Consider the following 23,554-nt stretch of genomic DNA (forward strand, 5'->3'; position numbering starts at 1 on the left):
AACATGAATGAGGCGACGGACAAGGATGCCGACGATGACCGCGTGTTCAAGGCGCTGGCGTCGCCGGTGCGTCGCCGCATGCTGGACGCGCTGAAGGGCTCATCCCACACCACGGGGTCGTTGTGCGCGCTGTTCCCCGAGCTGGACCGCACTACGGTGCTTCAGCATCTGCGCGTGCTGGAGGGGGCTGAACTCGTCATCGGTCGAAAGGTGGGTCGCGAGCGGCACCTCGCGCTGGCGCCGCTTCCGATCAAGCGCATCCACGACCGCTGGATCAGCGAGTACATGCACGCCGCGGTCGATCTGCTCGACGAGCTGGACGCGGAGTGACGGCGAGCGCACTCGATTCGGCCTCCAGAGCCGAAGACGAGCGGCCCCACCCGGAGGGGTGAGGCCGCTCGAATGGTGCGGGGCGGTTTCAGAAGATGCTGTCCCCGCGGACCGTCGCGTCGGCTCCGCCGTCCAGGAAGATGACCTGACCCGTCACGTGCGAGTTCTCCTCGCTCACCAACCACGCGAGCAGTCGGGCGGGAACCTCAGGCTCGGCCGGTCCGTTGAGGGGCGCCGGCACCATGCCGAGGAGCATCGCGTGCCCTTCCGGAGTGGAGAGGATCTCTTCGGTCATCGGCGTGCGGATGACTCCGGGCGCCACGGCATTGATCGGGATGCCTGCACCCGCCCACTCGGCGGTGATCGATTGACGACGTACCCAGAGCGATACCGCGCGCTTCGACGTCGCGTAGAGGAACTGCTCGCGCCCATCCTTCGCCGCAGCCGCCGACTCCTCGGCGATGACGGTTTCGTCGCCGCTCAGATACGCCTCGAGCAGGGCCTCATCGACCTCGAGCGCGGCGGCGAAGGACGACACCGCCACCGCCCGGGGAGCGGGCGAATCAGCCAGCAGCGGTCGCAGTCCGTCGAGGGTCGCGACAGCGCCGAGATAGTTGACCTCCGCGGGCCCGCCGGCGATCGCGAGGATGCCATCGATCCCGCCCGGCGAGAGCGCGTGCACCTTCTCGACGAGCGAATCCCGCGCGGACTTGAGCGACAGATCGGCGATGATCTCGGCATCGCGCAGGTCGATTCCGATGACCTTGTGGCCCGCCGCTCGCAGGAGCGACGCTGTTGCCTTGCCGATTCCCGATGCTGAGCCGGTCATGGCGTAAGTTCTGACCACGTTGTGAGTCCTCCTTGGGTGCTGGGGTGGTGGTATGGCTAGAGCGCGGCGAGGACGCGGCACCTGTCCGCGAACGAGCGGCGCGACACATCGATGTCGACGCTGACGCGGTCGTGCCCGTGCGTGACGCCGGGGAGCACGTGCAGTTCGCACGAGATCCCGGCGGCGTGGAGGCGTTGGGCGTAAGAGATCGACTCGTTGCGGAAGATGTCGAGCTCGCCGACCTCGATGTACGCCGGCGCAAGGCCGCTGAAGTCGCGGAGGCGCGCGGGCGCAGCGATCGGCGAGACGTCGTCGCCGGCGATGTCGTCTCCCAGTACGGCGGTCCAGCACGTCCAGTTGGAGTCCCAGTCCCACGCCGCGTAGGGGGCGATGGAGGGATCGGGAGTGATCGTGCGGTCATCCAGCATCGGGTACACGAGGATCTGCTTCGCGAGCGCGACGCCCCGATCGCGAGCGAGGATCGCCGCACCCGCGGCCACGCCGCCGCCGCCGCTGTCGCCCATCACGGCGATCCGCTGGGGATCGATCCACAGCTCGGCGGCTCGCGCGATCAGCCAGTCGATCGCGTCCGCCGCATCCGTCGCCATCCCCGTACCCGGGTTCTCCGGGGCGAGACGGTAGTCGACCGAGGCGAACGGCACACCGGACTGCTGCACGTAGTACTTGACCAGATCGTCGTAGTACTCCGCCTTGCCGGCCACCATGCCGCCGCCGTGCAGATAGACCACGGCGGGGCCCGCCGTGTCGGTCGCCAGGTTCTCAGGCGTGAACCATCGGACTTCGAACTGCCCCTCGTTCGAGGACGCGACCATATGTTGTGTGAGGCTCACACCCGTGGACGGGGGTGCGGGACATGCGGGCATCGACGCGTCGATCATCGTGCGCAGTGCCTGGACATCGCCGCGAGCCGGGGGAGTGAAGTCGCCGAACGACTGGAGGGTCTCGGCCATGGCCGTGTAGATCGCGGTGATCTGTGGATCGAGCATCATCTTTGACATCTCGACTTCCTTTCGGTGGAGGTTGGAGAACACACTAACGGACATCTGTCCGATTGTTGTCCACTACTCTCAAAGTGAGGAGGTGACCGATGGGATTGACCGGAATTCCGCCCGCGGCGTTCATGCGTGAGGGCGACCCCACCGATCCGCGATCGATGCGGACGCGCAGCCAGTTGCTCGCGGCCTACGAGCAGCTCCTCGAATCGGGCAGCACGCCGACGGTCGCGGAGCTCGTGCGCGTGGCCGGCGTGAGCAGAAGCTCGTTCTACACGCACTTCGCGGGCATCGAGGACGTGGGTGTCGCGGCGCTCCGTTCGGTTCTCGACGCGTTCGACCCGCCCCAGGAGGAGAGGGAGCCCGGCCGGCCTGTCGGGCCGACGGCCGCGAGCTTCCGCGATCTGTTCGGCCACCTCGCCGAGCACCGGGATCTGTGCGTGGCGGTCCTCGTCCTGGACGGGCAGATGCCGGCGCTCGCCGAACTGCACGGGGCGTTGGTGGCGCACCTCGTCGCCGCGATCGAGCAGGCGCCCGCCAAGCCCGTCGGATTCGACGTGCAGCGTGGTGCGCGGTTCCTCGTCGGAGGGATACTCGCACTGCTGCACGCGGACCTGCAGGCGGCGGAGTCCGATGTCGACGATGTCGCCCAGACGATCGCGGCCATGCTCCCGGACTGGCTGGCGCGGGACAACCTTCTCGACGCGCCGCTGTCGGTCTCTCCCAGCGCTGGGGCAGCGGGCCGATGAGCCGTCGCGCCTCGGGGTGAGGAACGACATCTCGGGCGGGCGCCCGCGCCCGGGCGCGACAGGCCCCGCCGACCCCTTTTGTCACCAATTGTGATCATCAGTTTGTCTGAATGCTCGGCGGCTCGATACGTTGGTCACGCACCGCCGCCTCAGGGCGCCGCTGCTCGGAATCGACCATCCGCAGGCCCTGCCTCCGTATGACCTCCGATAGGTCAACGGCGACGGCGAACGATTTGTGATCCTCCCCAGCGATACCCCCACTGGAGAGGATGCGGATGCGTGACGTGATCGGGTGCACAACATCCCCGGCGTCCTCATTCCCAGACGTGTTTCGCAGTCGCTCGTGCGCGCGTGCCGTCACCCGGCTGTCGCCTTGCGCGACGTCCGACAGCTCCATCTAACAGAGAGATCGCGAATGATCCGGAACACCCGTCGTGCGGGCGCTGCAGCAGCCACCGCAGGCTTCATCATCGTGCTGGCCGGCTGCGCGGGTCCCGCGACCAGCGACGCCGACACGTTCGTCTTCCTGAGCGACCTCGAGCCGGTGTGCTTCGACACCGGTGGCTACCGCAACCTCGCCAACTACAGTGTCGCGCGTCAGATCTTCGACCCGCTCGTGCGCCAGGCGGCAGACGGAAGCTACTCGCCGGGCCTTGCCGACGAATGGTCCGTCGCCGAAGACGGCATCACCTGGACGCTGCACATCCGCGAGGGGATCACCTTCCACGACGGCACGACACTCGACGCGAACGACGTCCAGGCCAGCGCCGATCGCTTCACCGCCGAAGACACCACGCTGCTGAACATCGACTGGCTCGAGAGCTCGCGCGTCATCGACGACAACACCTGGGAGGCCACCCTCCCCAATCCGCAGGCCAACCTCCTGCAGCAGCTGTCGACCCCCGACTTCCCGGTGCTCTCCAGCGAGTCCATCGAGAAGTTCTCCGATGCCGACCGCTGCGCCGATCCGACCAACCTCGTCGGCACCGGGCCGTTCATCCCCGTCGAGTACGTGCACGGCGAGTCGCTGAAGCTCGAACGCAACGAGGACTACGAGTGGGGACCGGAGTACGCGACCCACACCGGACCGGCGAACGTGGAGAAGGTCGAGATCCGGTTCGTTCCCGAGACCCAGGCGCGCATCGGCGCGCTGCAGTCCGGTCAGGCCGACGCGGCATCCGCTGTTCCTCCGCTGAACGCGGCGCAGCTGGAATCCGCGGGCTTCCTGACGGTGGATGCCCCGGCCGCCGGCGTGCCGTTCGTCGCCATGCTCAACACGGCCACCGGCCCGACCAGCGACATCGCCGTGCGTGACGCGCTGTTCTCCGCTGCGGACCTCGACGGCATCGTCGAGAACATCTACGCCGGCCGCTACGACCGGGCCTGGACCACCCTCGCACCCACGACGGCCCCGGCCGGTTCGTACAACGAGGACGTCGTCGAGAGCTACGCCTACGACCCGGCCCGCACCGAGGAGCTGCTCGTCGCGGCGGGCTATACCGAGGTGAACGAGGACGGCATCCGCGTCAACGCCACGGGGGAGCCGCTCGTGCTGCGCTGGGTGTTCGACAGCGGTGACATCCGCGACCAGCGCGATGTGCTCGCCGAGGCCATCCAGGCCGATGTGCTCAAGAGCGGCATCGACATCCAGATCGAGAAGCTCGACACCGCGAGCTACCTGTCTCGCATCAAGGACGGCGACTTCGAGATCGCGGCAGAGTCGTGGGGCCAGTCGGATGCCTACATCATGCTGACCGTCGCCGGTCCGATCGTGAACTACCCGAAGTACGAAGACGACGAGGTCACCGGCTGGCTGTTCGAAGCCTGGGAGACCCTCGACGACGACGCGCACCGCGCCGAGCTGTACCGCAGCATCCAGGAGCGTCTGAGCGATCAGCGCGTCGTGATGCCGCTGTACGTGCAGAACTTCATCGTCGCGACGGCGGATGACATCAGCGGGATCGAGTTCGACCCGGTGGGCTACCCGACCGCGTTCTACGGCGTGCAAAAGGGTTCCGCTCAGTGACGACGCCGGTTCGGCTCGACGGGGTGGGTGGCGCGATCGTGCCGCCCGCCCCGTCGGCGAACCTCCGCGCCCGCGCCATCGGGCGGGTGGCGCTGCGCAAGCTCATCGACATCGTCGTGGTCATGCTCGTCGCGGCGACGTTCGTCTTCCTCATGCTGCAGCTCATGCCGGGGGACCCCGCCGACGTGCTACTGAAGGGCGTCTTCGAGATCACGCCCGGTCTGCGCGCCGAAGTGATCGCGAACTACGGCCTGGATCGCCCGGTGTGGGAGCAGTACTGGCAGTTCATGACGGGCATGTTCCGCGGTGACCTCGGGCAGAGTTACCTGCTGCGCCAGCCGGTCACCGAGATCATCGCGGCCAATATCGGCCCGACCGCGGCGCTCGCGGCATCCGCTCTGATCCTGGCGATCGTGCTCTCCGTCGTGGGTGCCACGCTGTCCTCTGGTCGCGGCCCGATCGCCCTGCTGCTGACGCAGACGTTCGAGCTGCTGGCGATCTCGGTGCCGTCCTTCTGGATCGGCCTGCTGCTGCTGACCGCCTTCTCCTTCATGATCCCGATCTTCCCCTCCAGCGGTGCGGGCAGCTTCAGCGCTCTCGTCCTGCCCGCGATCACCCTCGCTATCCCCGTGACCGGCGTGCTCGCGCAGATCCTGCGGGAGCGGATGGAGGAGGCGCTGGACCAGCCCTTCGTCGTCACCTCGCGCACCCGCGGCGCAGGGGACATGCGCATCCGCATCGTGCACGCCCTGCGTCACGCGGTGCTGCCCGCGCTGACCTACGCCGGCGCCGTGCTCGGCTCGCTGCTGATCGGCACCGCGGTCATCGAGACATTGTTCGCCCGCCCCGGCCTCGGCCGCGTGCTGCTGACCGCGGTGATCGCCAACGACATGCCGCTGATCATGGGCATCATCATCTTCGGCGCCCTCGTATTCGTCATCGTCAACTCGATCATCGACGTCCTCTCGGCGGCGATCGATCCGCGCACCCGCATCGACTCGGGGGTGCGATCGGCATGGTGATCTCCAGCGCTGCGCTCGAAACGAGCATCAACCGCCCGCGTCGGGCGGTCACCGGGCACACGGTCGTCGCGATCCTCGCCGGGATCGTACTGCTCGGCGTGGTCATCATGGCGCTCTTCCCGTCGGTGTTCGCCCCCTACGACCCGTTGCTGGCGGATGCCGGCAACGCCCTGCAGCCGCCGAGCCCGGAGCATCTGCTCGGCACCGACCAGCTCGGTCGCGACGTCTACTCGCGCGTCATCTACGGCGCTCGTACGAGCCTGCTGCTCGGCCTCGGCGCCGTCGCCGTGGCCCTCGTCGGCGGTATCGTGATCGGCGTGCTCGCGGGCATGTCGCGCGGGGTCGTGGATCGCGTGCTCTCGCGCATCCTCGACATCCTCTTCGCCTTCCCCGACCTGCTCATCGCGATCGTGCTCGTCGCGATCCTCGGGGTCAGCCTCCCCACCCTGCTCATCGCTATCGGCATCGGCGCGATCCCCGGCTACGCCCGCATCCTGCGCAGCCAGGTGCAGCTGGTCCGGTCGTCGGGCTACGTCGAATCGGCCACCGGGCTGGGCGTGCCGGGCGTACTCGTGGCGATCCGCCACATCATCCCGAACTCCATCGGTCCGCTGCTCGTGCTCGCCACGATCGGCATCGGCACCGCGATCATCGCCGGTTCCGCGCTGAGCTTCGTCGGACTCGGCGCCCAGCCACCGACGCCGGAGTGGGGCCTGATGCTGTCCGAGAGCCGCAACTACCTCGCCCTCGCGCCGTGGCTCGGCGTCTGGCCGGGAGTGTTCCTGGCCGTCACCGTGGTGTCGATCAACCTGGTCGGCCGGTGGCTGCAGCGCCGCTTCGTCTCGGGGGTGACGCGATGACGGATGCCTCGATCCTCTCCGTCGAGAACCTTTCGGTGAGCTTCGACGGCGGCGCCTCGACCGTCGTGCGCGGGATCTCGTTCTCGCTCGCGCCGGGAGAGTGCGTGGCGCTGGTCGGCGAGTCCGGCTCGGGCAAGTCCGTCACGGCGCGCGCCCTGCTCGGCGTCTCCGGTCGCAACGCCACGGTCACCGCGACCGAGCTGCGCTGGCGCGACACCGACCTGACTCTGCTCGACGAGCGGGCATGGCGACAGGTGCGCGGGCGCGGCATCGGGCTCGTGCTGCAGGACGCGCTGGGCTCGCTCGACCCGCTCCGCCGCGTCGGCGCCGAGGTCGGCGAGACACTCGCCGTGCACGACATGGGGTCACGCTCCGAGCGTGCCGAGCGCGTCCGCGAGCTGCTGACCGAGGTCGGCATCCCCGAACCGGAGCTGCGCGCCCGCCAACTGCCGCACGAGCTGTCCGGTGGCCTCCGCCAGCGCGCCCTCATCGCGTCCGCGATCGCCGGCTCGCCCGAGATCGTCATCGCCGACGAGCCGACGACCGCCCTCGACGTCACCGTCCAGGCGCGGATCCTCGACCTGCTCGGCGCGCTCAAGGCCCAGGGCACCGGCCTCGTGCTGATCTCGCACGACCTCGCGGTCGTCGGGCGCCTCGCCGATCGGGTGATCGTGATGCGCCACGGCGAGGTCGTCGAAGAAGGCGACGCCCGCGACGTGCTCACCGCGCCGCGCACCGACTACGCGCGTGAGCTCATCCGCGCCGTCCCGACACCGGATGCCCGCGGCCGGTCGCTGATCACCGGCGAATCACTGCCTGAAGCACCCCCGATCGATCCGGATGCCGCCCCGGTCGTGTCGGTGCGGGACGTCGTCAAGAGATACCGCACCGGCGCGCGCGGCGAGTTCACCGCCCTCGATGGGGTGTCGTTCGACCTGGCCCGCGGCGAGGTGCTCGGCGTCGTCGGCGAGTCCGGTTCCGGCAAGTCCACGCTGGGCCGCATCGTCCTCGGTCTCGTCGCGCCCGACGCAGGCGAGGTGCGCGTGCACGGCGAGCAGTGGGCAGGCGTCCGCGGTGCTCAGCGCCGGGCGCTGCGCCGCCGCATCCAGACCGTCTCGCAGGATCCGCTCGGCTCGTTCGACCCGCGCTACACCGTCGCCCGCATCATCGGCGAGGCACTTCCGGCGCTGAGCCGTGCGCAACGCCGCACCCGCACGATCGACTTGCTGCGCTCGGTCGGGCTGGGGGAGGAGCACCTCGAGCGACGGCCCCGCACGCTGTCCGGCGGGCAGCGCCAGCGCGTCGCGATCGCCCGGGCGCTGGCTCCCGAGCCCGACGTGATCGTGTGCGACGAAGCCGTGTCGGCGCTCGATGTCACCGTCCAGGCGCAGGTGCTCGAGCTTCTCGGCCGCCTGCGCGTGACCACCGGCGTCGCAATCGTCTTCATCTCGCACGACCTCGGGGTCGTGCACCATATCGCCGATCGGGTGCTGGTCATGCGGGATGGCGCGGTCGTCGAGTCCGGCGAGGTGCACGACGTGTTCACCGCACCCCGATCCGAGTACACGAAGTCTCTGCTCGCCGCGATCCCGGCGCTGCCGGAACCCGTCGCGCCGGCGCAGGCGTGAGGAGTGACCATGCCCGGTGAATCCGTTCCCACCGACGAGGTCGTCGCGCGGCTGCGCGTTGCGCTGGCCGGATTCGGCGGCGACGCCGAAGACCGTGACACGGCCCTTCTGTGGCTCCTCACCGCCGAGCTGCTCGGTCAGCCACGGTTCGGGATCGGGATGCTGCGCGCAGAGCTCGAGCGCCTCCAGGCATCGACCGATCGCACCGGTACGGCGGCCTTCGCGGCGGTGGGCGCCGTCGCGAACCTCGACGCGCTCGGCCTGCCGGGCATCGTCGCGCTGGCCGAAGCATCGCGGCGAGCCGGGGAGATGGTCGACGCGCACGGCGCCGCGGTCATCGGTCTGCGCAACGTCGGAGCCACCGGCATCCTCGGCTGCGTCGCGCGGAGTCTCGCCGAGCAGGGCCTGATCGCCCTGGTGCTGGCCGAGTCGGCACCGATGGTCGCGCCCTGGGGCGGGACCGCCGCCGCGATCGGCACGAACCCGATCGCCTTCGCCGCGCCGCGTGCCGGCGACGTGCCGCTCGTCGTCGACTTCGCGACGGCGCCGATGACGCTCGCCGCCCTGCGTGGGCACCGCGAGACGGGCGAGCCGCTGGCCGAGGGTGTCGGGATCGACGCCGACGGCGCACTCACCACCGACGCGAGTGCGCTGGCCGCCTTCCTCCCCGCGACCAAGATGTCATCGCTCGTCGGACTGCTCGTGCAGATGCTCGCCGGCGTCGCGACCGGCAGCACCAGCGGCACCGCGGGCGGCGGCCCGCACGCCCTGCGCGGCGTGACCGTCATCGCGTTCCGGCCCCCGTCCGACGAGGCGGCGCAGGGGAGTGTCGACCTCCTGCAGCGCTGGGAAGCCGCGGGTGGTCACGTCCCCGGTCGCCTCGACCTGCTGCCCTCGCGACTCGCCGATCTTCCGGCGACGCTCACCATCGACGAACGGATGCTGCCCGCCCTGCCCGGCGACGCGGCATCCGCCTGATCCACCTCACTGAAAGGAACACTGCGCATGCCAGTGAAAGAGCACCTCGAAGGTCAGTGGCGCGAATGGCGCCACGCGCGCGTCGCCGAGCTGTCGCGGCCGTACGGATGGACGTCGCTGGTCGCCCAGTACTGGCTGCACGAAGGCGAAGAGCCGAAGGCCCTCGAAGACCTCCCCGGCCAGTGGCAGGTCATCGACGGACAGGTGACCTTCCTTCCGCCCGTCGAGGGCCCCACGCTGTCGGTCGATGGTGAGCACCCCAGCGCGCCGGTCGCGATCGTCCCCGGTCGCAACCAGACCTACGGCCACGGCAAGAGCGTCCCGGTGTACTTCGGCGACCGCGAGATCGAGACCATCGTGCGCACCAACGATGCCGACGAGCGCATCTTCGCCGTCCGTGTGCGCGACCCGAAGGTGTCGGCCGCCAAGGACTTCTCGAACCTCGAGTCCTACGAGTACGACCTCGCCTGGCGACTGCCGGCCACGTTCACCCCGACTGCGGCGCTCGACGTCGAGCAGGCCACCGTCGAGACCGGCGTCCGTGAGACCACCACTCGCATCGGCACGCTGCGCGTCGAGCTCGGCGGCAAGCCGTACGACCTGGTCGTCATCGGCAAGGAGACCGCCACCGGCATCCAGCCCGTGGTGCACCTGCGCGACCAGACGAGCGGCCGCACGACGTACGGCGCCGGCCGCGTGGTCGAGTTGGGGCTTCCCGGAGAAGCGCCCGAGTCGATCGAGTCGATCGACCTGAACTACCTCACGCCGCTGCCGTGCGCCTTCACGAACTTCGTGACGTGCCCGATCCCGCCGCGCGAGAACTCGGTCGAGATCGAAATCCTCGCGGGCGAGCGCAAGCCCGTCGAGTCGATCGAAAGGGTTCTCACGTACAACGGATGACGCCGCGGCGCTGACGCGAATCGCTCACACGAAAAAGCCCTGGAGACTCGACGGAGTCGCCAGGGCTTCTCCGTTGATGTGGACGAGCGATGCGATGTAATGTGATCGTAAACATAAGCACCGTTTGGGATTGACCTCCCTCCAGCCTCATGGAAGGTCATCCGGACGGTCCCGCACACATCTTTGCCACGACGGAGTGACATGAATTCGGTACGACGTCCCACCGTCGCGCTCATCGCGATGGTCCTGCTCGTCATCATCCAGGCGGTCGCCGATCCGACGGGATTGCTGGCGCTGGTCGGCTGGTCCGGCGCGGACCTGCGCTTCGATCTCGGGCTGTGGCCGCTCGCTCCGTATGTGATCTTCGTGCCGGTGCTGCTCGGCATGACGTGGTGGGTCACTCTGCGTGCCGGGGACCGCTACTGGACCCTGGTGCCCGGTCTGGTGCTCGCGGTGCTGCTGGCGCAGGCGGCCGCGTGCTTCGCTATGACGTGGAACCTCGCCGTGGCGGGCTACGCCGCCGGATTCATTGCGGCGAAGGCCGTGCCGGCGGCACTGATCGTGGCGGCGTTCGCCCGCTGGTTCGGCGGTGCGTCCACCCGCGTGCGGCGCGAGCGCGGGGCGGTGTGGCTACCGGCCATCCTGTTCGGCGTCGTTGCTCCGCTCCTTGCGGGCATGTGGTGGACCGGCGCGGTGTATGCCCCCGGCATCCCGGCTCCGCGTCTGGACCGCGGTCCGCTGTCGATGATCTTGGCCATGCTGCTGATCGTCGGCGCCACACTGCTGTCCCTGCGCTGGATGCGTGCGCGCGTACCCGGCGTGCTGGGCGGCTGGCTGGCCGCGGTCGTCGCGGGCGGCATGGTCGGGCTGATCCAGGCATTGGTCGGCCTCGTCGTGGACGGCGGATTCCGCGGCGACATCTGGCCGCTGATGGTGGCCTACATCGCCGTCGCGGACGGGATCGCCTTCGCCGCGTGCGTCGGCTGGATCGTCGGCGTGAGCGCCGTCATCGTCGACCGCGTGCGCGCGGGACGCTCGGCCCGCGTGCCCGAGGTGGTCGCGGCATCCGTCGCTCTGATCGCCGTGGTGGCGGCCCTCGGGCTGGTGCCGACCGGGTCCGCATCGGCGACGTCGGCGGCCGAGTCGAAGGAGGCCGTGCCGGCCGGGTTCCTCCGCGCCGACGGCGACATCATCTCCGACGGCAACGGCAACCAGGTGCTGTTGCGCGGCGTCAACGTGAACCAGCTCGTCGACTTCTACCAGGCGCGCCCCGACGTGCCGGTGAACCGACCGCTGACCGAGGACGACTACGCCGGGATGGCGGAGCAAGGCTTCAACGTCGTGCGCCTGAACATCTCGTGGTCGGCGCTCGAGCCGGAGCGCGGCACGCTGGACCCCGAGTATCTGGGCAAGATCACGCAGGCCGTGGAGTGGGCGAAGGACTACGGCATCTACACGGTGCTCGACATGCACCAGGACGGCTGGTGGAACGGCGCCACCGCCGACGGCACGGTCTGCCGGCCCGGCACCGACCCGATGTGGGGCTTCGACGGCGCACCCGAGTGGGCGACGATCACCGACAACGCCCCGCGTTGCCAGTTCCAGGGGCGAGACATCTCGCCGGCCGGCGACCGGGCCTTCCAGCACTTCTACTTCGATACCGACGGCATCCAGACGGCGCTCGCCGAGACATGGGGAAAGCTGGCGGCGGAGTTCGCCGACGAGCAGATGGTCGCCGGATTCGACCTGCTCAACGAACCCGGCTTCGGCGAGACCGCGCCGGTCACGACAGCCCACCTCCTCGGCGGGTTCTACGACAAGGCGATCACCGAGATCCGGGATGCCGGAGCACCGCAGATCGTGTTCGTGGAGCCGAGCATCCTGTGGTCGGGGCTCGGGTTCGACACCGGTCCGACCCCCGGATTCACCGACGACGAGAACATCGTGTTCTCGCCGCACCTGTACGCGGAGTCGATCACCATGGACCGCGACCTCGGGATTCCGCCGATCGTCAGCCTGGAGCGGCAGTTCACGCTCGCGCAGCGCGTGGCCGACGAATACGACGCGCCACTATGGTCGGGGGAGTACGGGTACTGGGGTGAGGATGCCGATGTGCTCGCACGCCTGAACCGCTACGCCGATGAAGAGGACGCGCAGATCCTGGGCAGTGCGTACTGGGTATGGAAGCAGGCCTGCGGCGACCCGCAGAACGGCATCCAGCCGATCGGTGACGGCCTGATGGTGCAGGACTGCGAGACGGGTGGGGATGCCCCGCCCAAGACCGCGATCCTCGAGATCCTGAGCCGTGCCTACCCGCGCGTGGCGCCCGGGCATCTCACGGCGCTCGACGGCGAGGGCGCGAACCTCACGTTCTCCGGCATGACGCCGGAACGCGGGTGCGACCTCGAGGTGTGGATCCCGGGTGACGCCGCGACCAACGTCGAGGTCGACGGCATCACGAAGCTCACGACCACACAGGTGCCCGGCGGTTGGCTGATCGGCGGCTGTGCGGACGGCGACTACTCGCTGACGGCGGGCGAGTAGCCGGCGCGCCTCTGCCCGGTCGGCCGCCGCGCCGCACAGCTTCGGGCCAAGACCGCGACACGCCGGTGGATGCCATCGCACCACCGGCGTGTCGAGCGGATGCCCCGAAGCTGTGCCGCGGAAGGACCTAGGTGCTGAGCGCCGCCGTGGGGGAGGTGCGTGCGGCGCGCACCGCCGGGAGGAGCCCGGCGACAGCTCCGACGACCACGGTGACCGCGACGGCGATGACCAGCACTTCGGGCGGGATCGCGACGACCCAGCCGTTCGCCTTGGCGGCGATGGCCGTGATGATCCAGCCGAGTGCGACTCCGGCGATCCCGCCATATGCCGACAGCAGCATGGCCTCGAAGAGAAACTGCTGGCGCACGTGGCGCTTGGTCGCCCCGAGGGAACGGCGCAGGCCGATCTCGCGTCGGCGCTCGAGCACCGAGATGACCATGGTGTTGGCCACGCCGATGCCGCCGACCAGCAGTGCGATCGAACCGACGCCGATGAGCAGCCCGGTGAACGCCTGGTCGACGGTGTTCTTCGCCGCGAGCGCGTCCGAGGGTCGACTGACCTTCACCTCGGTCGGTGCCTGCGGGCTGATGGTGGGAGGCAGGAGTTTGCGGACCTCGGCCACGCGGTCCTCCTCGGACCGCTCGTAGATCATCGTGGGATTGCCCTTGTAGCCGAACGCCTGGCGGGCGATCGGCTCGCCGATGAAGGCGACCGAGTCCAGCTCGGGCACGAGCGGTGACGAATCCAGGATGCCGATGACGGTGAACTGACGCTCGCCGAGCCACACGAGCGAACCCTCATTCAGGATGCCGAGTCTTTCGGCGGCGGTCCGCCCGAGCACGACGGTCGGGAACTGCGCCGTGGCTTCGTTGAACCACACACCGGTGAGCATCGTGGTGCCGGTCGCGGCCAGCAGGTCCAGATCCGCCGCCGCGACGGACAGCCCGCCGGTGCGGGTACGCTCGATCTCCGCGTTGCGGTAGATGTTGACCTTGTCCAGCGTGCTGGTCGAGCTCGCGTGGAGCACGCCGGGGATCCGCCTTACCTGGGCCACGGCATCCTCGGGGAGAGGCGCCGGTGCACCGAGCATGTCGGTGCCGCCGGTCACGGTGAGCAGGTTGGTGCCCAGCGCGGCCAGCTTGTCCTTGATGAGCGCCTGGCTCGATGTCGAGATGCCGATGACGGCGATCATCGCCGCGATGCCGATCGCGATGCCGAGCGAGGACAGCACTGCGCGGAGCGGCCGTGCCCGCAGCCCGTGGAACCCGAGCGAGAACAGGTCGGCGGGGCGGAGACGGGAACGTCGGTCGATGCTCATGCCGCCTCCTCCCGCTCGTCGGCCACGATCTCGCCGTCGCTGATGTGGACGCGCCGGGGCATGCCCGCCGCGACACCCTGGTCGTGCGTGATGACGACGACGGTGGTGCCTGCGTCGTGCAGCTCGCGGAGGATCTGCATCACTCCGGCTCCGGACTTCGTGTCGAGGCTGCCGGTCGGTTCGTCCGCGAGGAGCAGCTTGGGCTCACCCACGACCGCGCGGGCGATGGCGACGCGCTGGCGCTCGCCGCCGGACAGTTGGCGCGGATGGTGGTGCAGGCGATCGCCCAGGCCGACACGCTCCAGGGCGATCGCGGCCCGGCGGCGGCGCTCACGCGGAGGCATGCCGGTGTAGAGCAGGCCGGTGGCGACGTTGTCGAGTGCGGTGACGCCGTCCGAGAGGTGGAACTGCTGGAAGACGAACCCGATGGTGAAGGCGCGCAGCGCGGAGAGCTCGTTGTCGCTCATGCTCATGACATCCTGACCGGCGATCTCGGTGCTCCCGGCGGACGCGCGGTCGAGCGAGCCGATGATGTTGAGCATCGTCGACTTGCCCGAACCGCTGGGCCCGACGATCGCGAGCATCTCGCCCTCCTCGATCGTCAGGTCGACGCCGTTGAGAGCCACGGTGGGCGGAGAGCCGTAGCTGCGGGTGACGCCCCGCAGCTGCACGATCGGGGCGCTCATTTGGCCACCACGACCTTGTCGCCCTCCGCGAGGTCACCACCCGTGACGGCCACCAGGCCGCTGGCGAAGGCGCCGAGTTCGACGGGGACGAGCTTCGTCTTGCCCGATTTGCCCGTCATCACCTCGACGGCGAATCCTCCGCCGGGCTGAGCCAGCAGTGCCGTGACGGGAGCGAGGAGCAGGTCGGTGCCCTTGCTCTGGGTGAGCAGGATGCTCACCGTCACATTGTCGAGGTCCGCCCCGACGGCGGGGTCATCGAGGGTCAGCGTCACCGGGACCTTCAGCGTCTTGCCGTTGGTGCCGTCGCGCTCGACCGGCGCGCCGACGGTCACGATGGTGCCTGTGGTCTCCACGCCGCCGGGCAGCACGACGGTCACGCTCTTGCCCGCCGGGGCGATGGCCTGGTCGGGGGTGTCGATGTACACCAGGACCTCCTTGGAGGTGCCGGTGACCGAGACGATGGCCGCGCTCGCGGCGTCGCCGACGGAGGCCTTTGCGGACTGGATGCGCACATCGGTGGGGGAGAACACGATCCGGCCGTCTTCGATCATCCCGGTCTGCTCGAGTCCGAGCGACTTCTGCCACTTCTTGATGGCGTCGATCGTGTGCCACGTGAACTGCGCGTCCGGCGTGCGACCGAAGAAGCCGAGCGCGGCGAGGTTCGACTCGAGCTGCAGGACATCCGCGCCGTTGGTCATCCCCTCGGTGAACGCGCGCCAGACGGGGAGGTTGCCGTGCATCAGGATGACGGGGGAGTCGTTGATGCGGAAGAGCTCCTGTCCGGCGGTGACGACGGTGCCGCCGGCCGGAACGCCGGTGACGATGCCCGACAGCGTCGAGCCGATGTCGCGGGGCGAGGAGAACCCGAGCGTGCCCTGTGCGCGCAGTTGTTCGGTCAATTCGCCGCGGGTGATGATGACGGTCTCCACCGAGACCTTGTCAACCTTCGGCTCGGCCGAGGACGGCCGCTGCACGAGCACGACGGCAGCGACGATCGCCGCGACGACGAGCACGCCGAGGCCGGTCAGCAGCAGCGCGCGCTTACGCCGGGGACGCGGGGTGGTCGGTGTGGTGTCCGTGCTCATTTGGACCCCACCGGCTGGTTGGCCTTCTCGGTGCAGGTGTCGACGTCGTCGCCGTTGGTCTCCGGACCGAACGCCTGTCCCATGCCGCCCGAGCCCTTGACCGGGTCCGGGTAGTCGTAGCCGAACTCGCGCATGCACTTCGCGAACACGAGCTGCGACTCGAAGAGCTCGTCCTCGCTGGGCAGGCTGTCATCGACGGGCGCCTCGCCGACCTCGGCGGTGCACGAGGCGTACGCCTTGTCGAATTCGTTCATGTCCCACTGCGAGGTGTCGATGGAGTCGGAGGGGCTGCCGTCCGCGGACGTCTGTGCCAGGTCGAAGCCGGCCTTCAGCATGCAGTCGTCCATCGCCTGGCGCCATTCGACGATCGAGGTCTGCAGATCGCCGGACTTGAGCTCGGGATCGGCGCCTCCTGCCGGTGCGCAGGCGGACAACCCGAGGGCGAGCACCGCGCCGGTGGCGAGGGCGAGGACGCCGGTGGTCGCGCGGCGGCTGCGGGTGGTGGTGAAGAATCTCATGTGTTTGCTCCTTGCGACATCTGGCCAGGCTCTGGCGACCTGGCAGATTCCACCTCACCAAAGCGGCGGTTGCGAGACGGTAAAGCGTCCCTTTTACCTTTCTCCAACCCGCGGTCTGCTTGACTCGGTGCGGACATCACCGACCGGAGGGGGAGCGCATGCGCGTGCTGATCGTGGAGGACGAAGAGTTCCTCGCCGACGCCATCCGCACCCGGCTCGAGATGGAGTCGATCGCGGCGGACATCGTGGGGGACGGGGATGCCGCACTCGCCGCGGTGGAGATCAACGACTACGACGTGGTGCTCCTGGACCGCGACATCCCGGGTGTGCACGGTGACGATGTCTGCCGCACCCTGGCCGCCGACCCCAGCAGTCCCGCTGTTCTCATGCTGACCGCGGCCGGTGCCCTGGACGACCGCGTGGGTGGGCTCGAGCTCGGCGCCGACGACTACCTGACGAAGCCGTTCCAGTTCCCCGAGCTGATCGCCCGGCTGCGCGCACTGAACCGTCGCACGTTCACCGCGCTCCCGCCCGTGCTGGAGAAGCGCGGGGTGCGTCTGGATCCGTTCCGCCGCGAGGTCACCCGGGACGGCAGGTTCGTGCAGCTCACGCGCAAGGAGTTCTCCGTGCTCGAGCTGCTCCTGCGGGCGGACGGCGGAGTTGTGAGCGCGGAGACGATCCTGGAAAAGGCATGGGACGAGAACGCCAATCCATTCACCGCGACGGTCAAAGTCACCATCAGCAACCTGCGTCGCAAGCTCGGCGAGCACAGCATCATCACCACGGTCCCGGGGGTCGGCTATGCCATCACAGACCACGACTGAGCCGCAGACCCGGCGCTATCGTGCCACCGTGCGCACGCGCCTGGCGCTGACCTACTCCGCCCTGCTCACGGGTGCCGGCCTCGTGATGCTCACGATCGTCTACGTGTTCATGCGATTCGTGCCCACCTACGACCTCGTGCCATCCGATTCCTTCCCGACGGAACCGATGGAGCCGGGCATCTCGACGCCGATGCCCGAGGTCACGGGCGGCACCACCCCCGCGTCGACGACCACCCCTGCCTCCGAGATCGTGATCACTTCGACCGAGCAGCTGCTGAACCTGCTGCTGATCGTCTCCCTCATCGTGCTCATCGTGCTCGCCCTCGTGGGCATCGCGGTCGGCTGGGCTGTCGCCGGGCGCATGCTGCGGCCGCTGCAGTACATCAACGGCGCCGCCCGCAAGGCCGCGCACGGCGACCTTGCGCAGCGGATCCGCCTCGAGGGGCCGCGCGACGAGATCTCCGAGCTGGCGGCGAACTTCGATGACATGCTCGCGCAGCTCGAGCGCTCCTTCGCCGCGTCGAAGCGGTTCGCCTCGAACGCGTCGCACGAGCTGCTCACCCCGTTGGCCACCACCCGGGCGATGCTCGATGTCGCGATCGCCCAGCGCGATGATCCTGCCGAGCGCGCGCTCTTCGACCGACTGCGGGCGATGAACGAGCGCAGCATCGAGACGGCAGAAGCACTGCTCGGCCTGGCGCAGATCGAAGGGTCGACGGTCACCGGCGAGCGCATCGACCTGGCGAGAGTCGCGGCGGAGGTCGCGGAGTTCTGCGCCGACGAAGCGGTCGAAGCGGGGGTCACAGTGGCGCTCGATCTGCAGCCCGCGCCCTTCGACGGCGAACCCGTGCTGGCGCGTCAACTGGTCACCAACCTCGTGCAGAACGCGATCCGGCACAACGCGGCATCCGACGGTTTCCTCACGATCGTCACCCGCACGGCCCCCGACGGATCCGCGGTGATCGAGGTCGAGAACAGCGGCGCGATCCTCGAAGCGGATGCCGTCACCGCCCTGGCGGAGCCGTTCACCCGCGCGGCGGGACGCCGGTCCACGTCGGCCAAGGGGCACGGCCTCGGGCTCTCGATCGTGTCGGCCATCGTCACCCGCTTCCACGGCGCCCTGGAGCTCACGGTCCGCCCCACCGGCGGACTGCGCGTGATCGTGACCTTCCCCGCGGAGCCCGCACCGAAGTAGGTACGCCCCGGCGTGCCGAACTGCGGAGGTTCGGGCCGACGCGCCGGTTGTGCGGCCCGTAGCGGCGGCGTGTCGAGCGGACGTCCCGCAGTTGTGCCCGGCGGCGTGCCGAGGCCGATCCTGCGGTGACACGCGACGCGAGAACCTCGTACCCCTATGCTGGCCGCGTGGACGCCGTCTGGGTGGGCCTGGGAATTGCCGTCTTGGGACTGACCCTCCTGGACGTCTTTCTCACTGCGCTCAACTATGACGAGGCGGGCTTCTTCGCCGGGCGTCTCGCCTCGTGGCAGTGGAGCCTGATCCGGCAGATCACGCGCCGTCTCTCCCGTCGCTGGCGGCCGGTCGTGCTGCGCCAGGTGACCGGCCTGCAGATCATGGTGACGGTGCTGGCGTGGATCGGCGGGGTGATCCTCGGTTTCGGCCTGATCTACCTCGGTCTGATGCAGGGCAAGAGCTTCCTCTACGACGGGGTGCACGCCGACCTGTTCGGCGCGATCTACTTCAGCGCGGCGCAGCTGGCCACGGTCGGCACGTCGCAGCTGACGCCGAACACCGACGTGCTCCGGGTGCTCTCCATCGCCGAGACCCTGACCGGGGTGGTACTGGTCTCGCTGATCCTCACGTTCCTGCTCGGCATCTACGACGTCATCAGCTCGCTGCGCAGCCTCTCGTCTCAGTTCTTCAGCGCGGGACGCGGGGTGGGCGAGCCGATCGCGAGCCTGAAGCCGTACTTCCCGGAGGGCAGGTCGCGCGGACTGGACGGGCACTTGGACTCGATCTCGGACAGCTTCGGCTCGTACACCGACGGCGTGCGGCTGCACCACGCCGCGTACTACTTCCAGAGCGGACGCGACACGTTCTCACTGCCGTACTCGGTCCGCATGCTCAGCGGCGTGATCGCGGGGCTGCGCTGGGGGCTGCCGGCCTCGAACCCCGTCACGCAGGAGCCGACGCTGCTGCCCCTCACCGAGCAGTTCGACAAGTTCCAGGCGTACATGCACCCGCTGCTGAACTGGAAGAGCACGGATGTGCCCGAGGCGCTGTCGCGTGCGGACTTCGACCGGCTGATCGAGGCCGACCGCAAGCTGCACGGTTCGATGAACCGCCGGCGTGCGGCGAAGCTGGCGGATGCCGGTGACCCGTGGGTGACGCGATTCGCCGGGGTCAACCGCGACATGGGCGAGCTCGTGCAGGAGGCCCCTTTCGTCGACCTCGAGGAGGCCTACGCTCGGTACCTCCAGTGGCTGCCGTTCGCGTATCACGCGCGGCAGTTCACCATCGCGGTGAGCAAGGATCTCGACTACCAGCCGGTCTATTCGAACGGCACCGATCAGGTCGAGGATGCGGTGCTGATCCCGCCGTCTCCGAAGAAGCTCCCGTCCCGCATCCGATCGTTCTTCCACCGCCGCATGACGCTGATCGACCCGGGGTTGTCGAGGGCCATCGATGCGCTGCGGGTGCTGGGTGCGGCCATCTTCACGGTCGTCGTAGTGGTCGGCGTGGGGTTCGCCGCGACCGGATCGGCGCCGATGCAGATCGCCATCTTCGGCGGCATGATCACGATGTTCGCGGCCTCCGCGGCCGGCGCCGGCCGCGGACGATCCGGCTGGGGCAGGTTCGCCGGGGTGGTCGTGATCATTCCGGTGCTCGCGGCAATCGGCCTCGACGCGATCGTGCCCGCGGGACCGCTGATCTCCGCCATCGTGCTGGTGCTCCTGGCGTTCGTCGGGATGATCCTGGCCGGATTCGGTCCGATGTGGGGCGGGTTCGGTCAGCTCGCGTTCGTGACGTTCTACTTCATCCTGCTGCTGCGCCTGAGTCCGAGGGAGTGGCTGCTCTATGCCCTCACCGCGACCCTCAGCGTCATCGTCGCCGTCCTGATCCAGGCGATCCCGAACCGCAACGCGCATGCCCGCGTCGTGGTGGGCGGCGTGAATGCGCTCGAGCTGCGCATCGCTCGCGTGATGGACCCGCTGATCGACACCGTCTCGGCCGCGCGGTGGGATCCGGACCTGCGCCGCCGCGTCCACGCCGAACTGAAGCAGCTGCACCACGCCGCATCCTTCCTGAGCGGGCAGCTGGTGGAGCCGGACTCCGAGCTCGGCCTCACGCCGGGGCAGCTGGACGCCCTGCGCATGCGCGTGTTCGACGTCGAGCTCGCGGTCGTCAACCTGGCGACGGCGGCCCGATCGGCCACCGGGCTGCGGGTGCCGGTGCCGATCCGGGCGCTCCTCGCCGGCGAGCTGGAGCATGTGCAGAAGCACGTGCGGGAATACCCGGAGCGCCCGACGTGGGCGACCTCCGGCGACGACTCCTCGGCAGCCGTCCACCCCGCCCTCGCGTTCCGCGACCCGCCCGTCGATTGGCCCCCGCAGGCCCGGCAGGTCCACCGTGCCCTGTACGAGCTGGTGACCGCCACGGATGCGCTGCACACCGCGGGCAGCGCTGAGCTCGGCAGCAACGTGACGGCGACCGATGACCAGGAGGAGCCGGCGGATGCGACCGCGGCGTGGGGGGCCCCACCGGCCGCGGATGCCACGTCGGAGGGGACGGCGTCGCCCACGGACGCGACGGAGGATCCCGCATCCGAGGGAGAAGCGGAGACGGATGCCGCCGCCGCAGCCGGTCCGGCCGGTGCGACGTCGCCCACGTCGGATGCCGATGCGTCGCCGTTCGCCGCCCCGCTGAGACGCGCCGTTCAGGCCGCGCTGTCGACCGGGCTCGCGCTGTGGGTCGGGTCGCTGATCTCGACGAGCTACCAGTACTGGGCTGTGATGCCCGCGCACCAGGTGCTGGGCGAGACCGACGGGGAGACCTACCGCAAGGGGACGCAGCGGATCCTCGCCACCGTCGCAGGCGCCACCGTGGGCTTCGGGCTCGCCATCACCGTCGGCAGCAATCCCGCCGTGCTGCTGCCGGCGCTCGCGCTGACCTTTTTCGCCTCCACCTACTTCCGGGCGGTGTCGGCGCCGCTGTCGACCTTCTGGCAGACGATGATGTTCGCGATGCTCTACGAGTACCTCGGCAAGCTCGACACCGAGACGATCGAGCTGCGCATCCTGGAGACCGTCGTCGGCGCCGTCATCGCCCTCGTGGTGGCCGCCCTCATCCTGCCGACCCGCACCCGTACCCGCCTGAACACCGACACGATGCGCCTCGTCCGCACGGTGAAGGACGTCACCGAGCGGTGCCTGCAGCGGCTGAGCAACGACCCCGCCGCAGCCGGATTCGACAGGAAGTCCTTCGCGCACGAAGAACTGCAGATGACCGCCCAGCTGCGCCGCGTGCAGGCGACCGCGGCACCGCTGCGACGCGCGTCCGGCGCTCTGGACGTCCACGGCATCGAGGGGCAGCTGACGGCGCTGTGGGCGCTGCTGCTGTACACACGGCACCTGATCGCCGCCACAGACGCGCTGGCACCCGCCGAGAACACGCTGACGGCCGACGAGTGGGACCAGGTGCGCACCGTGTGCGAGGACGACTTCGACGTGCTGCTCACGGTGCTCGACGGGCGGCTGCCGGCTGCGCTGCAGGAAGACATCCCGCTCGCCGATCGCGACGACTCCGGTGACAGCAGGACGCTGGAGGCCGTGCTGAGCTCGATCGCGCGCATCGATCAGACGCTCGCCGTGATGATCGACAACGCCCAGCCCGACACCGGCCGATTCGCGCGCATCCGTTCCGCGCTCGCGTCGAAGTAGCCCGATACCCCGCGCGGCATGAGCCTCGCGCGACCGCTCGCGCGTCCGGATGAACTTCTCGCAGACCAGTAGCCAAGCCCCTGAGGAGGGGCGTAGGGTCGCGGATGACGGGCCTGGCTCGGAGCCTGGCGCGGGAGTATCGACTCGATCACGACGGCGAATGGCGGGGAAGAAATGAACCTCACTCCACGGGAAATCGACAAGCTCTACGTGTACCAAGTGGCGGAACTCGCCCGGCGCCGACGCGAGCGAGGCACGAAGCTCAACGTCAGCGAGGCCATCGCCCTCATCTCGGAGGCCATCCTCGAGGGGGCCCGCGACGGACGATCCGTCGCCGAGGTGATGGAGCTCGGCAAGACGATCGTCTCCGAGAAGGACTGCATGGACGGGGTGCGCGAGCGCCTGCCGCTGCTGCAGGTGGAGGCGACCTTCGTCGACGGCAGCAAGCTCGTCTCCTGCCACGATCCGATCGGGGTATGACGTGACGCAGCCCGCCGCGCCGAGTGCGACGGTGGTGCTGGTGGGGGGACACGAGAGCGCGAACGGCGCCGATCTGCTGTACCTCACCGACCTCGTGCCGCACTCGATCGTGACCCCCGCCGGGCGGCCGCTGCACAACCTGATCACCCGGTTGATCGCCGCAGATGACGCACCCATCGTCGTCATTCCGATGACGTTCGGTCGCAACCCGACGTTCGTCGCGGACACCGCCAAGACGTTGAAGTGGCTGGCCGGCAGCGCGCACGGCCGGCTCGCACTGGCCGACTCGTTCGGCACCGACGATCACCTCACGGCGTGGCTGCGCACTGCCGCCGGCGCGGTGCACCGCACCGCACCCGATGCCGCCTTGGCGGTCTGGGCGGCGGCCGCGAATCCGTTCGACGACGCGGAGCTGTACCGGATCGCGCACCTCGTCCGCACGCACGGCGCCGGCAACGTCGTCGAGGTCGCCATCACGGATGGGGATGCCGGCATGATCGAGGCCCTGAGCCGGCTTCGGATGCTCGGCAGCACGAGCGCGGTCGTCGTGCCCGCGGGCTTCGGGCGCGAGTCGCCGATCCCCGCGGACGAGCGCGGGTACGCCGAGTTCTTCGGGCCGCTGATGAGTGAATCCGCGGTGGTCCGCGTCATCCAGGAGCGTGTCCGGGATGCCCTGCACGAACTCGGGCACGGCCGCACCGGCATCGAGGCGGGGCTGCAGGCCGACCACGGGCACGGATACGCGCATTCGCATGCGTTCGAGGAATCGACCGGCCACACCCACTCCCACGGTGGACACTCGCACAGCCACGGCGGCGGCGAGACCCACTCCCACTCACAGGGCGAGCACGTCCACGCACACTGACGG

At 69.3% G+C, this 23,554-nt stretch carries 20 protein-coding genes; 14 read left to right on the forward strand and 6 right to left on the reverse strand.

What is annotated here, in order from left to right:
• The first annotated feature begins 3 nt into the window (after positions 1 to 3).
• Positions 4 to 330 (forward strand): ArsR/SmtB family transcription factor, encoded by a 327-nt coding sequence (locus tag ASD65_RS00125; RefSeq protein WP_200948606.1) that lies wholly within the window; start codon positions 4 to 6, stop codon positions 328 to 330.
• Between the two features lie 88 nt (positions 331 to 418).
• Here the strand turns inward: ASD65_RS00125 and ASD65_RS00130 are convergent, their stop codons facing one another.
• Positions 419 to 1,159 (reverse strand): SDR family oxidoreductase, encoded by a 741-nt coding sequence (locus ASD65_RS00130; protein ID WP_056216801.1) that lies wholly within the window; start codon positions 1,157 to 1,159, stop codon positions 419 to 421.
• A gap of 56 nt (positions 1,160 to 1,215) precedes the next feature.
• Complete coding sequence (locus tag ASD65_RS00135) at positions 1,216 to 2,178, reverse strand: alpha/beta hydrolase (RefSeq protein WP_200948607.1); 963 nt, start codon at positions 2,176 to 2,178, stop codon at positions 1,216 to 1,218.
• Positions 2,179 to 2,267: 89 nt separating this feature from the next.
• Between ASD65_RS00135 and ASD65_RS00140 the strand changes: the two genes are divergently transcribed.
• The 8 genes from ASD65_RS00140 to ASD65_RS00180 all read left to right on the forward strand — a co-directional run bounded on the left by ASD65_RS00140 (position 2,268) and on the right by ASD65_RS00180 (position 12,879).
• Positions 2,268 to 2,921, forward strand: coding sequence for a TetR/AcrR family transcriptional regulator (locus ASD65_RS00140; protein ID WP_056216807.1), 654 nt, complete (start codon positions 2,268 to 2,270; stop codon positions 2,919 to 2,921).
• A 415-nt stretch (positions 2,922 to 3,336) separates the two neighbouring features.
• Positions 3,337 to 4,947 carry an ABC transporter substrate-binding protein gene (locus tag ASD65_RS00150; protein WP_056216812.1) on the forward strand — a complete coding sequence of 537 codons (1,611 nt, stop codon included), beginning with the start codon at positions 3,337 to 3,339 and terminating at the stop codon, positions 4,945 to 4,947.
• Entirely contained in the window at positions 4,944 to 5,969 is a 1,026-nt protein-coding gene (locus ASD65_RS00155; protein WP_156378753.1) for an ABC transporter permease, read from the forward strand. Before ASD65_RS00150 ends, ASD65_RS00155 begins: the two co-directional genes overlap by 4 nt.
• On the forward strand, positions 5,963 to 6,829 hold the full coding sequence (locus tag ASD65_RS00160; RefSeq protein ID WP_082561498.1) for an ABC transporter permease: 867 nt from the start codon (positions 5,963 to 5,965) through the stop codon (positions 6,827 to 6,829). The genes ASD65_RS00155 and ASD65_RS00160 overlap by 7 nt, the downstream gene beginning before the upstream one ends.
• Positions 6,826 to 8,457 carry a dipeptide ABC transporter ATP-binding protein gene (locus ASD65_RS00165; RefSeq protein ID WP_056224300.1) on the forward strand — a complete coding sequence of 544 codons (1,632 nt, stop codon included), beginning with the start codon at positions 6,826 to 6,828 and terminating at the stop codon, positions 8,455 to 8,457. Before ASD65_RS00160 ends, ASD65_RS00165 begins: the two co-directional genes overlap by 4 nt.
• Positions 8,458 to 8,466: 9 nt before the next feature.
• Positions 8,467 to 9,435, forward strand: a complete 969-nt coding sequence (locus tag ASD65_RS00170; RefSeq protein ID WP_056216815.1) for an Ldh family oxidoreductase — start codon at positions 8,467 to 8,469, stop codon at positions 9,433 to 9,435.
• A 27-nt stretch (positions 9,436 to 9,462) separates the two neighbouring features.
• Positions 9,463 to 10,335 carry a DUF1684 domain-containing protein gene (locus tag ASD65_RS00175; protein WP_056216819.1) on the forward strand — a complete coding sequence of 291 codons (873 nt, stop codon included), beginning with the start codon at positions 9,463 to 9,465 and terminating at the stop codon, positions 10,333 to 10,335.
• Between the two features lie 201 nt (positions 10,336 to 10,536).
• Complete coding sequence (locus ASD65_RS00180; RefSeq protein WP_056216822.1) at positions 10,537 to 12,879, forward strand: cellulase family glycosylhydrolase; 2,343 nt, start codon at positions 10,537 to 10,539, stop codon at positions 12,877 to 12,879.
• A 127-nt stretch (positions 12,880 to 13,006) separates the two neighbouring features.
• Here the strand turns inward: ASD65_RS00180 and ASD65_RS00185 are convergent, their stop codons facing one another.
• From ASD65_RS00185 to ASD65_RS00200, 4 genes are read right to left on the reverse strand one after another with little or no spacing between them, the layout of a single operon-like run.
• On the reverse strand, positions 13,007 to 14,197 hold the full coding sequence (locus ASD65_RS00185) for an ABC transporter permease (protein WP_056216825.1): 1,191 nt from the start codon (positions 14,195 to 14,197) through the stop codon (positions 13,007 to 13,009).
• Positions 14,194 to 14,883 carry an ABC transporter ATP-binding protein gene (locus ASD65_RS00190; protein ID WP_056216827.1) on the reverse strand — a complete coding sequence of 230 codons (690 nt, stop codon included), beginning with the start codon at positions 14,881 to 14,883 and terminating at the stop codon, positions 14,194 to 14,196. Before ASD65_RS00190 ends, ASD65_RS00185 begins: the two co-directional genes overlap by 4 nt.
• Positions 14,880 to 15,968, reverse strand: coding sequence for an efflux RND transporter periplasmic adaptor subunit (locus tag ASD65_RS00195; protein ID WP_056216830.1), 1,089 nt, complete (start codon positions 15,966 to 15,968; stop codon positions 14,880 to 14,882). The genes ASD65_RS00190 and ASD65_RS00195 overlap by 4 nt, the downstream gene beginning before the upstream one ends.
• Positions 15,965 to 16,486: a hypothetical protein gene (locus ASD65_RS00200; protein WP_056216834.1), complete on the reverse strand. Its 522-nt coding sequence runs from the start codon at positions 16,484 to 16,486 to the stop codon at positions 15,965 to 15,967. The genes ASD65_RS00195 and ASD65_RS00200 overlap by 4 nt, the downstream gene beginning before the upstream one ends.
• A 158-nt stretch (positions 16,487 to 16,644) precedes the next feature.
• Between ASD65_RS00200 and ASD65_RS00205 the strand changes: the two genes are divergently transcribed.
• From ASD65_RS00205 to ASD65_RS00225, 5 genes are all read left to right on the forward strand, one after another.
• Positions 16,645 to 17,310, forward strand: a complete 666-nt coding sequence (locus tag ASD65_RS00205) for a response regulator transcription factor (RefSeq protein WP_056216836.1) — start codon at positions 16,645 to 16,647, stop codon at positions 17,308 to 17,310.
• Between the two features lie 28 nt (positions 17,311 to 17,338).
• Positions 17,339 to 18,505: a sensor histidine kinase gene (locus ASD65_RS00210; RefSeq protein WP_056216839.1), complete on the forward strand. Its 1,167-nt coding sequence runs from the start codon at positions 17,339 to 17,341 to the stop codon at positions 18,503 to 18,505.
• Positions 18,506 to 18,672: 167 nt separating this feature from the next.
• The gene (locus ASD65_RS00215) at positions 18,673 to 22,206 is read left to right on the forward strand and encodes an FUSC family protein (RefSeq protein WP_156378754.1); all 3,534 of its coding nucleotides are present in this window, start codon (positions 18,673 to 18,675) and stop codon (positions 22,204 to 22,206) included.
• Between the two features lie 174 nt (positions 22,207 to 22,380).
• Positions 22,381 to 22,686, forward strand: a complete 306-nt coding sequence (locus tag ASD65_RS00220) for an urease subunit gamma (RefSeq protein WP_056216845.1) — start codon at positions 22,381 to 22,383, stop codon at positions 22,684 to 22,686.
• A gap of 1 nt (position 22,687) precedes the next feature.
• Complete coding sequence (locus ASD65_RS00225) at positions 22,688 to 23,551, forward strand: hypothetical protein (RefSeq protein WP_056216846.1); 864 nt, start codon at positions 22,688 to 22,690, stop codon at positions 23,549 to 23,551.
• The last annotated feature ends 3 nt before the right edge of the window (positions 23,552 to 23,554 follow it).

The sequence above is a fragment of the Microbacterium sp. Root61 genome, assembly GCF_001427525.1.
GTDB lineage: Bacteria > Actinomycetota > Actinomycetes > Actinomycetales > Microbacteriaceae > Microbacterium.

Coding starts and splice junctions, on each gene's coding strand:
- ASD65_RS00125 (WP_200948606.1), top strand. CDS start 4: ATGAATGAGGCGACGGACAAGGATGCCGACGATGACCGCGTGTTCAAG.
- ASD65_RS00130 (WP_056216801.1), bottom strand. CDS start 1,159: ATGACCGGCTCAGCATCGGGAATCGGCAAGGCAACAGCGTCGCTCCTG.
- ASD65_RS00135 (WP_200948607.1), bottom strand. CDS start 2,178: ATGTCAAAGATGATGCTCGATCCACAGATCACCGCGATCTACACGGCC.
- ASD65_RS00140 (WP_056216807.1), top strand. CDS start 2,268: ATGGGATTGACCGGAATTCCGCCCGCGGCGTTCATGCGTGAGGGCGAC.
- ASD65_RS00150 (WP_056216812.1), top strand. CDS start 3,337: ATGATCCGGAACACCCGTCGTGCGGGCGCTGCAGCAGCCACCGCAGGC.
- ASD65_RS00160 (WP_082561498.1), top strand. CDS start 5,963: ATGGTGATCTCCAGCGCTGCGCTCGAAACGAGCATCAACCGCCCGCGT.
- ASD65_RS00165 (WP_056224300.1), top strand. CDS start 6,826: ATGACGGATGCCTCGATCCTCTCCGTCGAGAACCTTTCGGTGAGCTTC.
- ASD65_RS00170 (WP_056216815.1), top strand. CDS start 8,467: ATGCCCGGTGAATCCGTTCCCACCGACGAGGTCGTCGCGCGGCTGCGC.
- ASD65_RS00175 (WP_056216819.1), top strand. CDS start 9,463: ATGCCAGTGAAAGAGCACCTCGAAGGTCAGTGGCGCGAATGGCGCCAC.
- ASD65_RS00180 (WP_056216822.1), top strand. CDS start 10,537: ATGAATTCGGTACGACGTCCCACCGTCGCGCTCATCGCGATGGTCCTG.
- ASD65_RS00185 (WP_056216825.1), bottom strand. CDS start 14,197: ATGAGCATCGACCGACGTTCCCGTCTCCGCCCCGCCGACCTGTTCTCG.
- ASD65_RS00190 (WP_056216827.1), bottom strand. CDS start 14,883: ATGAGCGCCCCGATCGTGCAGCTGCGGGGCGTCACCCGCAGCTACGGC.
- ASD65_RS00195 (WP_056216830.1), bottom strand. CDS start 15,968: ATGAGCACGGACACCACACCGACCACCCCGCGTCCCCGGCGTAAGCGC.
- ASD65_RS00200 (WP_056216834.1), bottom strand. CDS start 16,486: ATGAGATTCTTCACCACCACCCGCAGCCGCCGCGCGACCACCGGCGTC.
- ASD65_RS00205 (WP_056216836.1), top strand. CDS start 16,645: ATGCGCGTGCTGATCGTGGAGGACGAAGAGTTCCTCGCCGACGCCATC.
- ASD65_RS00220 (WP_056216845.1), top strand. CDS start 22,381: ATGAACCTCACTCCACGGGAAATCGACAAGCTCTACGTGTACCAAGTG.